A 13417-nucleotide genomic window follows, 5' to 3' on the forward strand; every position below is an offset into this window, starting at 1 on the left:
TGACATGTCGCTAAGTCGAACGAGAAAACTCGTCTTCTCGTTGCCATTAATTTCCATCCTTCTAGCCGGCTGCAATTCAGAAAAGACGGCAGCCACTCCGGAGATCTCGCCAACGATTCCGTCATCGTTCGACCCATGTCACGATATCCCTGCAAGCGCACTAGAATCGGAAAAGCTGTTGGCCAATCCCAATCCGCAAGTCGACTCTAGTGGTGACGACTCGAAAGTTAAGAAGAAGGGTTGTAAGTACTCGACCTTGCCTAGCGAGATACTAGACCGCGGCGCAGGGATCCTTGTAGAAGTTACCAACCAAACCACAGCGTATTACGAATACTATCATCACGAATCCACCATAAAGAAGGAAGCGATAGACGGAAGAGCTGCGCTGGTCGATGGCCCGATCGCTGGCGAGGCGTGCACCCTAATTCTAGAGATAAGGGGGGGTGCGATTCGATTCGACACCGCGTCGTCGAGCCACGATCCCTGTCAGATTCTCCTTGACTTCGCATCCAAGACTGCTCCTGCGCTGCCGCCGGGCATCTGAAAGTAGCACGTCGGCCACTTAAAAACCTGGCGCACAGAATCCCAGGAGCGCACTACAGAATCACTGTAACGCGGATCCGCATGGGATAATGGCACGGTTGTATCGATTCTGGAAATTGCATACCTTTCGGCGGTGATCAACTCGGATTGTTGTGGTTGTCATCGGTTATCGGGAGACGGGACGGCCAATTCGGTCAGGATGGCCTCCTCAGCGACGTCGTGCGGGGCCAGCCCGGTATCCGGTGGTGGGCCGAGTCTGGTTGGGGTAGAGGAGGTCTTGGATCTGTGGGGCGTAGTGCTCGAACGCTGCCTCGTTGTAGGGCTGCTCGGCGCTGGTGTGGTGGGCGATGCACGGGCCGCGCTCGGGGAGATCGGCCAGCCGTAGCCGTTGGGTGACAGCGTCGCCGCTCTCGGCTGTCAACAGCGCCCACACCGGTCCTGCTGGACCGTCGGGGTGGGTCAGGTCGCGACTGGTGGTCGCGATCACGAGGCCGGGGCTATAGCTGCCGAACGCGCGGATCAGCGCGGTCCGCAATCCGGTCTCGCGGCGTGCGGAATGCACGAGAGCAGCAGGACGCCGTCGGCGGTCTCGGCGTGGTGCCGTTTCAGCGCGCGGTTCAACAGTTCGACCGCTAGCAGCAACGCCAGCGGCGGGCACGCCGCCACCGCGACGCTGAACAGGCTCAACACCGGTGCCGCAGCGATATTGGCACACAGCGACAGGCAGATCCCGAATACGAACGCCGACCACGCCGACCACCGACCGCCCGCACTCCGATCGCCGCCGGTCTTCCACAACTCGACCGTCGCCAGAGTCAACAAACCGTCCACGATCAACAGCCAGATGCTGGCCGTCGTGGCGTCCGCGCCGAACCGCAGCGTGAACTCCCGGCCGTGCCGATAGGACGCGTACGCCGCGCCGAAAGCGACCACGGCGGTACACGCGCACTGGATCCACAGTGTCCGGTCGCGGCGATCCGAAATGGAGGTGCTCATCCTCCCGCCCGTTGCGAATCGCTCAAATGGCAGGAGGCACAGGCGAATACCTGCGAACCGGTGACCGATCGGCCGACCGGCACTGCGGAACGCGGATGCGGAGGTAGTCAGCTCCGCACACCACGCAGGCCAGCCCATCGGCCTGCAACGGGTTCAACCCGGTGATGATCTGCTCGGCGTTCACTGCACACCACCGCCGGTGGAACGACGACGACGCCGAACGATGTCAACCGTGGCGGAAACCCGCAGTTCACGACGGGTACGGTTACGTGCAGATCCTGTACGTGCCCCGCTGGGGCACCAACTTGCGAAGCATTTTCGCAGTTCAGCAGGTTTCTTGATTCGTGCATTCCTTCCGGATCGCCAACGAAACGGAAACGTGCAGGTCGGATGGTTGCCCTGGTCTGGCGCGGGGAACCGCGGTGGCCTGCCACGGCTCGACCAGCATGTTGCTCGGCCGGCTGGCGGGGTGACGGCAGCAGGGCAGGGCGCGGCCGTGATCGGCGGCGACTCGTTGTCCGGACTTCCGGTTGTGACGCGAGGGGTGTTGGGGCGCAGCGGGTGTGGTGTGGGGGTGGGTGTTAGTTGGGGGTTTTGGTGAAATCGCCGGGTTTGTAGGTTCGGTCGAAGAATTCTTGTTTCGGTCCGTAGAAGCGGAAGAGGCTGAACCAGCCGTGGCCGGGGACGGTGGTGAGCCAATTGTGGGCGCCGTGGGGTGGGGTGGGTCCGATCTGCAGTGTGATGGATCCGTCGGGGTTGGTGTCGATGTCGTTCATGCTGTTGAGGGAGGGGTATTGCTGGCCGGGGGCGTCGAGACCGGCGGCGGTGTCGGCGTCGTAGAGGGTGATCGACCAGAACAGGGCCGCGGGTGGGTTGGGTGGCAGGGTGATGGTGTACGTCTGGTCGCCGCGGAGGTAGTCACCGTCGCTGTCCTTGTATGCGGCACCGTATTTCGCGCCGGTGCCCACGATCGAGGACATCATGCCGCTGCTGATCGAGTAGGCGTTGATGAACATGTGGGCTTTGGCGTCGAGATCGGTATGGCCGGTGGTGCGGTCGCGCCATTGCTCGTCCAGGACGGTGTGCATGAAGTCTTCGGGATCGGTCTTGACGTGGGCGACCCATTGGCGGTCGTTCCACCACAGAGCCCGGTCCTGTTGGTCGAAGGTGGCCGCGGTGGTTTTGGCGATCCGCCACGCGGTTTTCGCGGCCTGGTCCAAGAGTTCGCGTTCGCGGGCGGACGGGGTGAACGGGGCTGCTTTGCGGATGCCGAGCGCGGCCAGCATTCCGTGCATGTACGGGTCGGTCCGGTCGATGCGTTCGGCTTGGATGAACGTGTGTAGATCGTCGAAATAGCTTCCGTCCGAAGCGAACAGCGCGTTCGATGGTATGTCGGATACGTGGGTGAACTTCATCGGCTCCGCGGCTTGGTCCAGGGGGCGCACAGTGATCGCTTCTACTGCCGACACCCCTGGGGTGAGGTCCTCGACGTCGGTGAAGAATCCACGCACGAAGATGAATACGCCGTTGGTGGGGCTGGTGTAGACGAAGTACCTGTCGTGGTCGACCTCACCGGTGTAGTCCTGTGGGACGATGAGGTAAGTGCCGCCGGCACCGTGGTCGGGACCGGGCAGCCCGATATCACCCAGGTATTGGTGGCCGTCGATACTCGGGCCGGTCAGTGGCCGGTGCCAGAAGTCGTCGAGCAGGGCTTGCAGCCGGGGCGGGGCGTCGATCACCAGCGGTCCGGTTTCGCTCAGGTCGGCGAATCCGAGTCCGTAGATCACATCGGTATGTTCATCGCGGGCAGCGCCCACAGGTAGACCTGCACGGCGCGCTGGAAGAACAACTCCTCCCGCAACCGCTTCTCGGCGCCAGGGTCCGGATAGCCCCCTGGCATGGGCAGTGCGGCGAGAGCGGCGTAGTGGTCGTGGTCCTGGGGCATCGCTGGCTCCCTTTCCGGCGACGGATATGGGTTCAGGCCGGGGTGATCACCGGCGGTTTCCAGGTGCCGTCGAGGATGGGTTGCCGGCCCCAGTAGGCGCGAATGTAGAGGGAGAACGGGCCCGAAGGTGCTGGGAGCCAGTTGGTTTCCCTGTCCGGGCCCGGGGATTGTGCACCGGCGTGGAGAGTCAGGGAGCCGTCGGCGTTGTGGGTGAGGTTCGTGTTCTTGGTACCCAGTGAATACCGGTGCAGGTCGTTGGGGTGGAACAGATGCTTGTCGTTGTACAGCGTCAGTGACCAGAAACCGTCCACGGGAGGCTTTTGGCCGGCGGGGAAGGTGACCGTGTAGCTGTGCTCGCCGTTCAGCGGTGTGCCGGTCGCGTCGTTGTCGGTGTAGAAGTACTGGGTTTCCCCGGGCCGGTTCTCGAACATGTTGGACTTGGCGGTGCCGGTGCGGTTGAAGTAGTCCACGCCGAACTGGGCGTTGTTGGTCGAACGATTCCAGCCGTTCCCGGCCGGGGTGCCGTTGCGCGCCCAGCCGAAGAACGGGCCGATGATGTCGTGTTCGGCGGCGGTGGCGGTGTCGCCGAGCACTCGTTTGATCGCGGGGTCGTGGTCGGCGGCGTCGAGCAGGCTGCGGAACTGGCCGTAGAGCGCTTGCTCGCCGGGCAGCGGTGGAACATCGTCCAGGACCGCGGCGAGTTCGTCGAAGAACTTCTCCGGCACCACCCATGTCGTCTCCCCGCCGCCGTTGTCCGAGGCGGGCCCGGGGACCGTGGGCAGTGCCGACCACTCGGTGGTCTTGGGCTTGCCGTCGAAGTCACCGAGCGGATAGATCATCACCTGGTTGAGCACCGACTGAATCGCCGCGTGGTCCTCGGTGGTGGAGTTCATGAAGACCCGCGGAATCGCGTTGGCCAGGGCAGTGGAACTGCGGATCACCGATTCCACTCCCTTGGGCACCTCGCCTGTCCAGTTCGGACCGGCGAGCAGATAGAACCCGGGTTTGGTGCCGTACGGTGCGCCGAGCTCACCGAACTGGTCGGTGCGCTGGTCGTAGAGGGCATAAACCCAGAATCGGTCCCCGAAGTCGGGCACCTGCACGATCACCGGCTGCACGTCCAGGTCGAAATAGGCCAGCCCGTAGACCACGTCCTGATTCGGGCAGGTGACAAAGGTTTCCGATGGATCGATGTAATCCGAGAGCATCGCCAAATGCCCCTGCGGGGCAACCGGCAGCACACCATTGAGCAAGCACGGGTGCGGAGCTTGAACGGTCACATCGTGGCGATTGCGCATGTTCACCAGTGGCCACCCCCACATGTACGCCGTCTGCGCCAGCGCCGAGGCATAACCGGAGAACATGTCGATACCGGCCGCAGGCTCGCTCACCCTCATCGCGGACACATCAGGTTCGGCACTGATACCGCTAGCCGCAGCAGGCGCAGCAGCGATCGTCGTCCTCTGACCACCGGAAGACCCGCGCCCCCGGGCGAAGGCCGCTGCCGCCAGCCCGGCACCTGCCGCCACGGCCGCGACTCCTGCGCTACGCAGTCTCCACCACTGAGGCCCACCCCGGATGCCGGGTATCGCGCCACGGTCCGAAGGTCCGGAAGAGTCCACGGGACGATCGTCGCCCCATGATGTACGAGCTCGGCCACGCCATAATTTGCTCACAGTTCTCTCCTGTCCAGGCAACTCATGAACACACGTCAAGAACAGCTGCGAGACTGACGCTAACACCGAACCACCGCGCCGCTGATGGTTCGACGAAACTTACCTGGCCAGTGACACTTTCAGTACAGCCTTGGCGCGCTCCGGACAGGTGGCGGGCTGCGGCGAGCAGACTTCCAACATGACTCCAAGAGTTAGCTGGTCGGTGGCTAATACGACCGGATGAAACACCGATGACTTTCGCGCTGCGATCACCTCTGTATTGGTAGGAGGTGGTCACCATGGCCGAACCGGTCGTTCTCCCAGACCAGGCGCGCGGCGACGAGGCAGGCGGCGTCGCCGCCTACGTCCGGCGCGCGGGAATCGACACCGCCACATTCACCGCGGCACTCGAACCGCAGCTCACCCCGGCCACCGTCGGCACCGAGATCGCACGACCGTGCCGGGACACCGGCAACCAGGACGAGCCGGGGATCTACGAGCTCACCTGCCACGGACTTCACGCCCTGGCGTGATCGACGAGAAGGAGAAGGACATGTTGCTGGAGAACAAGAACGTGGTTGTCTACGGCGCTGGTGGGGCGGTGGGCGGCGCGGTCGCTCGCGGGTTCGCCGACGAAGGCGCCAGGGTCTTTCTGACCGGGCGCAATCCCGACAACCTCGACACCGTGGCGAAGGAGATCTCCGCTGCGGGCGGGTCCGTCGAGACCGCCGTGGTCGACGCCCTGGACGAGAAGTCCGTCGCCGAACACCTCGACGCCGTCGTGGCCGACGCCGGTGGGATCGACGTGTCGTTCAACGCGATCGGAATCTCGCCGCGCGGACTGCAGGGAATCCCGTTCGCCGACCTTCCGGTCGAGAATTTCCTGCGACCGGTCACGACGTACGCCCAGGCTCACTTCGTGACCGCGAAATCCGCTGCACGGCACATGATCCCGCGCGGGTCGGGAGTGATCATGATGCACACGCCCGAACCGGCCCGGGTGAGTCTGCCGCTGGTCGGCGGTATGAGTGTCGGCTGGGCGGCGATGGAAGCCCTCAACCGGGCGCTGTCCGCCGAATGGGCCCAGCACGGCGTCCGCTCGATCTGCCTGCGCACTACGGGCATGGTCGAGACGCCGGTGATCGACGTCGTGTACGGGCTGCACGCCGACGCGCTGGGCATCGGCAAAGACCAGTTCACCGCCGCCGCCAGCGCGATGACCCACCGCCGACGCCCCACCACACTGGCCGAACTCACGTCGGTCGCGGTATTTCTCGCCTCCGACCGGGCCTCCGCGATGACCGGAACCGTCGCCAACCTCACGGGCGGGCTCATCGTCGACTGACAACACGCACGCCCCGGCCGCCACACCACACCGGCGACCGGGGCACATCCACTGGAGGAGCACAGCAATGAACGATCTACTCGCGACCGCGGTCGCCGCACACGGCGGCCTGGACCGATGGAACAAGATCCGGTCGATCAACGTCGACGCAGCCATCACCGGCGCGTTCTGGCAGATCAAGGGAAAAGCAGACGCGATGCGCGGCGTCCGCTTCGAGGTGAACACCACACAGCAAGAGCTGACCATGGACTACGTCGGTCGGAACCGACGCTCGCTCTTCCGGCCCGACCGGGTCGTCCTGCAGCACCTCGATGGCACGGTTGTCGACACACGTGACGACCCGGAGCGGTCGTTCGACGGCCACCAGTTCCAAACACCTTGGGACGACCTGCATCTCGCGTACTTCACCGGGGAAGCACTGTGGACCTACCTGAATACTCCGTTCCTGTTCACGTGGCCGGGATTCGTCTGCGAAGAGATCGCGCCCATCGAGGCCGACGGCGAAACATGGCGGCGGCTGAACGTCACCTTCCCCGACCACATCAAGAGCCACACCCGCAAGCAGGTGTTCTGCTTCGGTCCGGACGGGCTGCTGCGCCGCCACGACTTCACCATCGACATCGTCGACCCCGGCACCGAGTCACAGCTCTACGCCGCCGACTACCGCGACATCGACGGCATCATCATCCCCGCCACCCGCCGGGCCTACACCACCATGGGCGACGACCGGATCGTCCTGGTCGCCATCGACATGGCCGACATCACCGTCCGCTGATCCGAAAACCGTTCCACAACAGGAGAATCATGCACACCGGAGTCATCGGCACCCGAATCGTCACGGAAGCGCTCGACCGCGGGCACCAGGTCACGACATTCAGTCGCGACGTCTCCGTCGTTCGAGACAGTCGTGAGAACGTCCGATGGAAGAACAGGATCGACGGATCATGCACACAGTGACCGAAACCGGTACCGGCAACGAGGATTTCGGACGGCTGAGCGAACCGTTCCGGCGAGAGCTGCTCGCCTACTGCTACCGCATGCTCGGCTCGGTCGAGGAAGCCGAAGAAGTGCTGCAGGACGTCTTTCTCGACGCCTGGCGGGCATACGACGGCTTCGAAGGCCGATCGTCGTTGCGCACCTGGCTCTACCGCATTGCGACCAGGGCATGTTTCAAAGCGCTGGAAAAAGGCCGGCGCAGGCCACTGCCGGCCGATCTCGGCGCCGCTGAGACGAACCTGGACGCCGAGCTGGTCCAACGATCCCCCGAGATACCGTGGCTGCAGCCGATACCCGACTTCCTGTTCACCGCCGCACCGACCGACCCGGCAACTGTCGTGGTGCAACGACAGACCATGCGCCTGGCCCTGATGGGGGCACTGCAACAGCTACCACCGCGACAACGAGCCGTCCTGATCCTGCGCGACGTGCTGCAATGGCGAACCTCCGAGGTCGCGGAACTGCTGGAGATGACAACGGCGGCCGTCAACAGCACGCTGCAGCGAGCACGCGCCCAGGTTCCGCTCAGCCAGGACAATCTGACCGAACCCGCCGAACCACGCCAGCGAGCCCTGCTCGACCGATACGTCACCGCATTCGAAACCGCGGACATCGATCAACTCGTCGCGATATTGACCGAGGACGCACGATGGGAAATGCCGCCGATCGCGACCTGGTTCGAAGGCCGCGACACCATCCTGGCCTTCCTGGCCCGGCAGATGCGGGCGATCGGGCCGACCGACCTGCTCCCCACCTCCGCCAATGGACAGCCCGCCTTCGCCGTATACGCCCGCGGCCATGACGGTGCGCGGCGACCACACGCGGTGCACGTCTTGACACTTACCGCCGACGGCGTCAGCGGGGTCGTCGCATTCCACGGCTCCGGGCTGTTTCCACTGTTCGGGCTCTGACCTGGCAACGACATGCCCGAACAGGAAAACACCGCTCAACACGACGCCGCGCTGCGCGCACAGCTGCGCCTGTTCTGCCAACTCATGCTCGGATCCGACGCCGCCGCCGAATACGTGATTCAGCAAATTGATAGTCGCGCACTCGATTACCCCGACGAGCAGGACAACTGCCCATCCGAACGCGTTCGACTGTTCCGCATCGCAGCCGAACTCTGCGGGGCCCCCGAAAAGGCCGCACCAGACACTGTTCCGCCCCTACCCGACGACGGCTTCCACTAGCCCTGTCTCGAGAGCGACACCAGTCACCCGACAACGTTCGCCCAGGCGTCTCGAACCGCTGCCAGCGCGGTCTCGGCCGTGATCGCCAGCCGGGTCTGCCCGGCCAATTGCGTGTTCCAGTCGTCTTCGCCTGGTGCACGATCGAACAATTGCGGGCTGGGGAGCCGGTTCGTCGGACCGTATCTCCGGTACAACTCGCATGCAGCATCGTCGATCGCACCTATGCCGGTCAGCGCCCAAAGGTCCCAGAGATCGCGTGATGCGCGCCGGTCCTGCCATGTCACCGTCTTCCCCGCAACAAAAGCCGGCAGCGTGGGCACGAACAGCTCGGCCGGCGGCACGTCGCTGTATCGCTGCTCGAGACGGCGGAGTTCGGTCGGCCACGCCGTTCGGCCGCGTGCCGACAGCAACTGGATCTTGACGGACACACCGGACGCGGAGCGAAGGATGGCGGCCCCCGTGTCCGAGACAGTGCTCAACGACGGCGCCCAGTCCAGCCGACCGTAGCTCCGCGCAACGGATCGCGGCAAAGCTACATCGAGTTCGGCTGCCAGTGCCGTTCGGTTGTCCAACGCAACCAGATCGATGTCTTCACTGAGTCTGCCGCTCACCAAATGCGTACGGGCAAGAGCGGTTCCACCGATGAAGTGCAACCGATCACCGAAGTCTCGGCTGACCGCCGCCAGCAGATGCGAGATCAGATGGTCACGCTCGACCTGCTCCGGAGAAACGCCGAATTGGATTGCGACACTGTCACGTTCGTCGATACTCAACGCTCGACCCAACTTTCCGCACGTCGCAGCGCCACACCCAGACGCTGATCAGTAGCGAGCTGTGCGAGTCTCGCCGAATCACTCCGGCGGTACAGCGTCTCGATCGCTGGACGGACCTCCGCCTCGGCATTACCCAGTTCCGGGCGCCGGGCGAGATCGAGCACGGTCTGCTCCGGAGTAGTGACCAGCGCTGCACCCAGTGAGGTTTCGATGCGCTCGGCGTCGAGAGCGTCGGGGTCTCGACGGACGAACCGAACCCGGGCCGAACGGTCGGTCAGTGCGATCGGCCGGTGCTGACTCGGAACCGCGACAACCGCCGTCGCCAGCGCACGAGGTATGGCTCCCAGCAGGCGGGCCGCGCTGATGCCCATGACGACGATCCGATCCGCCCCGTAAATCGATGCAGCGATACCTGCGGCGGCCGACTCGAGACCGGGCAGCCAGGTCCGACCGACGTAGTCCGGTGGGACGATGACGTAGTAGCCGTGAGCTATGCGGTGCAGCAATCCTCGATCGACGAGCCGAGCGATCTCGGGCCGCGGCTGGGCGTAGATGTCGGCCAGATCCTGGGGCCGCACGGTTCGAAGCGGTGCCCGCCAGAGCTCACTGGGCAATGGTGTACTGCGACGCTCAGCCACCAGCACCACCTCCCGAAACTATGCAAAGAGTTGGCCATTACCCAACGAATTGCATAATACCTGACGCTGAGCGCTGACGATCAACTTCCTCATGCCGTCCGACGGCACCCCACTGGGCAACCGATGGGACCTCACCCCCGACCGCTGCCTTCGGATCCTGGCACTGTTCCGCTTCTATTCCCCGACGTCGAGGTACGTCTCGCGGGCGGGCGCGAAATCCACCTGCGCAGTCTGCAACCGCTGGCGCTGCACCTCGCCAACTCGATCTTCCTCGGCGACTACCTCACCAGCGAAGGACAACCCGGCACCGATGACCGCCGGATGATCATCGACGCGGGCTTCACCGTCGAAGGAACCGACGAACAAACACTCCCCGCCTCCCGCCACGACCTGGTAACCATCCGACGCCGTGGAGCCGGAACCAGCCTGCGCCCCAACGCATAACCTGCTGCATCACTCAGAACTCGGCCGCGTCGGTCATGCATCCGCGACGTTATTTCAGCTGACGAGCGTAACCAGCAGCTCAACGCGCCCGTGTCACAGTTCGTTGCCGACCATTCCGGAAGCACGTCGGTCTCCTTCGGCGACAACAACACCGAGAGTTGCGGCGGCATCGAACTGAGCGAGGAGTACTCCGACCACGCCTGGGTACCCCCTGGACGAGGCGGATTCATTTCGAGCCGACGAAGCCACCGGAGCGATCCACCCCGGCAAGGTCCAGAGGACGTCACCCAATTGATATACGCCCCAATGGGTTTGGGTGTGCGGATCGAATCATGTAGGCCCTAGGATCAATTCGGGGAGGGCCGGAAGTACGACGGGTTGGAGGCGGAGTCAGTGGGCGAGGAGGAAGCTGTGGATCTGGATGTCGGGCGGGCTCACGGGGCCCGGATCTACGACTACATCCTGGGCGGCAAGGACAACTACGAGCCCGATCGCGCTGCCGGCGAGGAATCACTCGAGGTGTGGCCTGCTCTGCGAATTCATATGCAGGCCAACCGGACTTTCATGCATCGGGCGGCTCGGTTCCTGGCCGCCGAATGTGGCATCCGGCAATTCCTCGACATCGGGACCGGCATTCCGACCGCGCCCAATCTGCACGAGGTCGTACAGGCGGTCGCACCCGACTCGCGGGTGGTCTACGTGGACAACGATCCGGTCGTGCTCGCTCATGCCAGAGCGTTGATGAGCAGCACTCGCGAGGGACGTACCGACTACATCCACGGCGATATGCGCGACCCGGAAGCGATTCTCGCCGCTCCGCAACTTCGGCAGACGCTCGATTTGAACCGGCCGATCGGGCTGATGCTGATCGCGATGCTGCACTTCATCGAGGACGACGCCGAGGCGCTGCGCGTTGCTCGCCATGTCATCGACATCCTGCCCCCGGGAAGCTATTTCGCCGCGACGATCGCCACCGACGACTTCGCCCCCGAACCACTCGCCAAGGTCCGCGACCTCTACCACTCGCACGGCGAAACCCTCAGGTGGCGCACCAAAGCCCAAGCGGAGCAGTTCTTCGAAGGACTCGAGCTCGAGGAGCCCGGCCTGGTGCAGATGCACAAGTGGCGACCGGATCCGATACACATCGGAAAGATCGATGACGCCGACATCGCGATGTACGGGGCCGTCGGACGCAAACCCTGACCGCGGCTACCGGTTCACAGATGCACCAGGATGCGACCCGCGTTCTGTGGGTCCTCCTCGACCTTCCGGTAGAGCTTGCGCATATGCGGCTGCCGAAGTAGCGCCAGCACGCGCTTCTTCAACGTGCCCGCCCCCTTCCCCGGAATGATCTCGACCAACGTCGCGTTCTGCCCGGCAGCGCGAAAGATGGCCGAGCGCACCACATTGTCGATATCGCGATCGTTACGGAAGACCGGATGCAGATCGACGGTCACTACGTTGGGCATCTTCACTACTTTCGCTGTACGACAGGGCGCAACCATCCTCACCGAGCAGCGCTACGGCCGCCTGAGCGGTGACGCGAGCACCCTTGTTATATGCCACCAATCAGCGTTATATTACATAAAACAGCGGCATGGTCCACAAGGTAGGAGGACCGCCATGGCCGGCATGACACCCCGCCGATGCGCCCGATCCTGTTGTGGAACGCCCTGGAGTGGCTCGAATCCGGTGGGCGCCTGCGCAATCCGGACCAGAGAACCTGAGTGCTGGTAGAGAGTTCGGAAGGAATTCGGTCATGAGCGTGTGGAGTACAGCGTCGGTGGTGCTGATCGCGCTGGCCGGTTGCGGTTTCGTGCTGGCCGGTCTGATTCCGCTGCTGCCGGTGTGTTGGCCGGCGATCTCCGGACACCACGGCGCGTCCGCGCGGCGCGGCCGGGACACCGCGATCCTGCTGCCGAGCCGGTCGTGTTCGACACCGGAGCGGCCACTGACGGTCGCCGAAGCGCACCGGACGATGCAGACGCATCGTGAACATTCCTGCGGCCGCAAGCGCGCCGCATTCGAAACCCTCATCGCCGCAGGACATATCGCGCCGGACTCGTCGCGTCCCAACGATCGTCGGTAGCTGGACGAACCGGACACGATCACAACCGCAGTTCCGGCGCACCGGGTCCCGCGGTAGGAGCTGACGCTCCGTCCCGGCCTGTAGGTTGCGTGAAATAACCGTGTCAGCGGGCTCGTGTCCACTAGTTTGGTCGTGCAGCGAGACAGATACCCACCGACTGATCGTGAAAATCGTGCAGGGAGGGGCCGCATGTCGAGGTCGATCCAGCAGGGCCGCAAAACCCGCGAGCGGCTGATGGACGCGGCCGCGGTGTTGATCGCCGAACATGGTTGGGGCGCGGTGACCACCGAGATGGTGGCCGAGCGCGCCGGACTGTGCACTGCGCTGCTGTACTACCACTTCCCGTCGGTGACGGATCTGCTGATCGACGCCTCGCTGCGGCTGGCGCAATACTTCGGAACCGGCGTGCTGGAGGGCGCACTCGCGCAGCCCGGACCGACGGGGGTGAAGCAGCTGCTCGGAGCCCTCACGCCCTACAGCGCCGCCCTGCCCGACAGCCGGGTATTCAGCGAAATTCTCTTGGCCGCAACACGATACGAGCGATTGCGGGAGGGACTGAGTCCGATGCTGCGGGGCTTCCGGGCCGCGGTCGCCACCTGGTTGCACAGCGAGGGTGTGGCCGATCCGGAGGCGACGGCGACGGTACTGCTGGCCACCCTGGACGGGCTGATCCTGGACCAGGTGATCGATCCGACGCTGAGCACGCAGGGCTTCGACGAGCCGCTGCGGCGACTGACCGGAATTCCCCAGATCGGCGCCCGCGCAAGACAAACCGCGACATCGTCTTGAACCAGCGGATTTCC

17 protein-coding genes and 1 pseudogene are annotated in these 13417 nt (G+C 64.2%); 10 read left to right on the forward strand and 8 right to left on the reverse strand.

Annotation, left to right across the window (positions count from 1 at the left end; translation table 11 throughout):
- Nucleotides 1-4 precede the first annotated feature (4 nt).
- On the forward strand, nt 5-544 hold the full coding sequence (locus K7711_RS02940; protein ID WP_222964600.1) for a DUF3558 family protein: 540 nt from the start codon (nt 5-7) through the stop codon (nt 542-544).
- A gap of 207 nt (nt 545-751) precedes the next feature.
- Here K7711_RS02940 and K7711_RS02945 read toward each other — a convergent pair whose 3' ends face one another.
- The 5 genes from K7711_RS02945 to K7711_RS02965 form a co-directional block, all read right to left on the reverse strand.
- Nucleotides 752-1105 (reverse strand): hypothetical protein, encoded by a 354-nt coding sequence (locus tag K7711_RS02945; protein ID WP_222964601.1) that lies wholly within the window; start codon nt 1103-1105, stop codon nt 752-754.
- Nucleotides 1063-1539 (reverse strand): DUF2637 domain-containing protein, encoded by a 477-nt coding sequence (locus K7711_RS02950; RefSeq protein ID WP_222964603.1) that lies wholly within the window; start codon nt 1537-1539, stop codon nt 1063-1065. The genes K7711_RS02945 and K7711_RS02950 overlap by 43 nt, the downstream gene beginning before the upstream one ends.
- 581 nt (nt 1540-2120) lie before the next feature.
- Complete coding sequence (locus K7711_RS02955; RefSeq protein WP_222964605.1) at nt 2121-3326, reverse strand: DUF1214 domain-containing protein; 1206 nt, start codon at nt 3324-3326, stop codon at nt 2121-2123.
- Entirely contained in the window at nt 3323-3484 is a 162-nt protein-coding gene (locus K7711_RS02960; protein ID WP_222964607.1) for a hypothetical protein, read from the reverse strand. Before K7711_RS02960 ends, K7711_RS02955 begins: the two co-directional genes overlap by 4 nt.
- A gap of 32 nt (nt 3485-3516) precedes the next feature.
- Nucleotides 3517-4881, reverse strand: coding sequence for a DUF1254 domain-containing protein (locus K7711_RS02965; RefSeq protein WP_235746528.1), 1365 nt, complete (start codon nt 4879-4881; stop codon nt 3517-3519).
- A 557-nt stretch (nt 4882-5438) separates the two neighbouring features.
- Here K7711_RS02965 and K7711_RS02970 point away from each other — a divergent pair.
- From K7711_RS02970 to K7711_RS02990, 5 genes are all read left to right on the forward strand, one after another.
- A complete protein-coding gene (locus tag K7711_RS02970) occupies nt 5439-5672 on the forward strand; it encodes a hypothetical protein (protein WP_222964609.1) in 234 nt (77 codons plus the stop codon).
- Nucleotides 5669-6484 carry an SDR family NAD(P)-dependent oxidoreductase gene (locus tag K7711_RS02975; RefSeq protein WP_308014424.1) on the forward strand — a complete coding sequence of 272 codons (816 nt, stop codon included), beginning with the start codon at nt 5669-5671 and terminating at the stop codon, nt 6482-6484. The genes K7711_RS02970 and K7711_RS02975 overlap by 4 nt, the downstream gene beginning before the upstream one ends.
- Before the next feature lie 67 nt (nt 6485-6551).
- The gene (locus K7711_RS02980; protein ID WP_222964611.1) at nt 6552-7259 is read left to right on the forward strand and encodes a hypothetical protein; all 708 of its coding nucleotides are present in this window, start codon (nt 6552-6554) and stop codon (nt 7257-7259) included.
- Nucleotides 7260-7404: 145 nt separating this feature from the next.
- Entirely contained in the window at nt 7405-8391 is a 987-nt protein-coding gene (locus K7711_RS02985; RefSeq protein ID WP_372460090.1) for a sigma-70 family RNA polymerase sigma factor, read from the forward strand.
- 12 nt (nt 8392-8403) lie between these two features.
- Entirely contained in the window at nt 8404-8670 is a 267-nt protein-coding gene (locus K7711_RS02990) for a hypothetical protein (protein WP_222964615.1), read from the forward strand.
- Between the two features lie 23 nt (nt 8671-8693).
- Here K7711_RS02990 and K7711_RS02995 read toward each other — a convergent pair whose 3' ends face one another.
- Together K7711_RS02995 and K7711_RS03000 are read right to left on the reverse strand one after the other, a co-directional pair.
- On the reverse strand, nt 8694-9443 hold the full coding sequence (locus tag K7711_RS02995; protein ID WP_222964617.1) for a nucleotidyl transferase AbiEii/AbiGii toxin family protein: 750 nt from the start codon (nt 9441-9443) through the stop codon (nt 8694-8696).
- Entirely contained in the window at nt 9440-10081 is a 642-nt protein-coding gene (locus K7711_RS03000) for a type IV toxin-antitoxin system AbiEi family antitoxin domain-containing protein (RefSeq protein ID WP_222964619.1), read from the reverse strand. Before K7711_RS03000 ends, K7711_RS02995 begins: the two co-directional genes overlap by 4 nt.
- 91 nt (nt 10082-10172) lie before the next feature.
- Between K7711_RS03000 and K7711_RS03005 the strand changes: the two are divergent.
- Together K7711_RS03005 and K7711_RS03010 are read left to right on the forward strand one after the other, a co-directional pair.
- Nucleotides 10173-10525 (forward strand): annotated as a pseudogene (locus K7711_RS03005) (hypothetical protein).
- A 411-nt stretch (nt 10526-10936) separates the two neighbouring features.
- Nucleotides 10937-11728, forward strand: a complete 792-nt coding sequence (locus K7711_RS03010; RefSeq protein WP_308014426.1) for an SAM-dependent methyltransferase — start codon at nt 10937-10939, stop codon at nt 11726-11728.
- Between the two features lie 14 nt (nt 11729-11742).
- On the opposite strand, the gene K7711_RS03015 is transcribed toward K7711_RS03010, so the two are convergent.
- The gene (locus K7711_RS03015) at nt 11743-11994 is read right to left on the reverse strand and encodes a Smr/MutS family protein (RefSeq protein WP_222964621.1); all 252 of its coding nucleotides are present in this window, start codon (nt 11992-11994) and stop codon (nt 11743-11745) included.
- A gap of 290 nt (nt 11995-12284) precedes the next feature.
- Between K7711_RS03015 and K7711_RS03020 the strand changes: the two genes are divergently transcribed.
- On the forward strand, nt 12285-12614 hold the full coding sequence (locus K7711_RS03020) for a hypothetical protein (protein WP_222964623.1): 330 nt from the start codon (nt 12285-12287) through the stop codon (nt 12612-12614).
- A gap of 189 nt (nt 12615-12803) precedes the next feature.
- Nucleotides 12804-13403, forward strand: a complete 600-nt coding sequence (locus tag K7711_RS03025) for a TetR/AcrR family transcriptional regulator (RefSeq protein WP_222964625.1) — start codon at nt 12804-12806, stop codon at nt 13401-13403.
- Nucleotides 13404-13417 lie beyond the last annotated feature (14 nt).

Origin of the sequence: Nocardia coffeae, assembly GCF_019890715.1 — a bacterium.
GTDB classification, from domain to species: Bacteria; Actinomycetota; Actinomycetes; order Mycobacteriales; family Mycobacteriaceae; genus Nocardia; species Nocardia jiangxiensis.

Coding starts and splice junctions, on each gene's coding strand:
- K7711_RS02940 (WP_222964600.1), top strand. CDS start 5: ATGTCGCTAAGTCGAACGAGAAAACTCGTCTTCTCGTTGCCATTAATT.
- K7711_RS03025 (WP_222964625.1), top strand. CDS start 12,804: ATGTCGAGGTCGATCCAGCAGGGCCGCAAAACCCGCGAGCGGCTGATG.
- K7711_RS03015 (WP_222964621.1), bottom strand. CDS start 11,994: ATGCCCAACGTAGTGACCGTCGATCTGCATCCGGTCTTCCGTAACGAT.
- K7711_RS02970 (WP_222964609.1), top strand. CDS start 5,439: ATGGCCGAACCGGTCGTTCTCCCAGACCAGGCGCGCGGCGACGAGGCA.
- K7711_RS02960 (WP_222964607.1), bottom strand. CDS start 3,484: ATGCCCCAGGACCACGACCACTACGCCGCTCTCGCCGCACTGCCCATG.
- K7711_RS02985 (WP_372460090.1), top strand. CDS start 7,405: ATGGAAGAACAGGATCGACGGATCATGCACACAGTGACCGAAACCGGT.
- K7711_RS02980 (WP_222964611.1), top strand. CDS start 6,552: ATGAACGATCTACTCGCGACCGCGGTCGCCGCACACGGCGGCCTGGAC.
- K7711_RS02950 (WP_222964603.1), bottom strand. CDS start 1,539: ATGAGCACCTCCATTTCGGATCGCCGCGACCGGACACTGTGGATCCAG.
- K7711_RS02965 (WP_235746528.1), bottom strand. CDS start 4,881: ATGAGGGTGAGCGAGCCTGCGGCCGGTATCGACATGTTCTCCGGTTAT.
- K7711_RS03020 (WP_222964623.1), top strand. CDS start 12,285: ATGAGCGTGTGGAGTACAGCGTCGGTGGTGCTGATCGCGCTGGCCGGT.
- K7711_RS02990 (WP_222964615.1), top strand. CDS start 8,404: ATGCCCGAACAGGAAAACACCGCTCAACACGACGCCGCGCTGCGCGCA.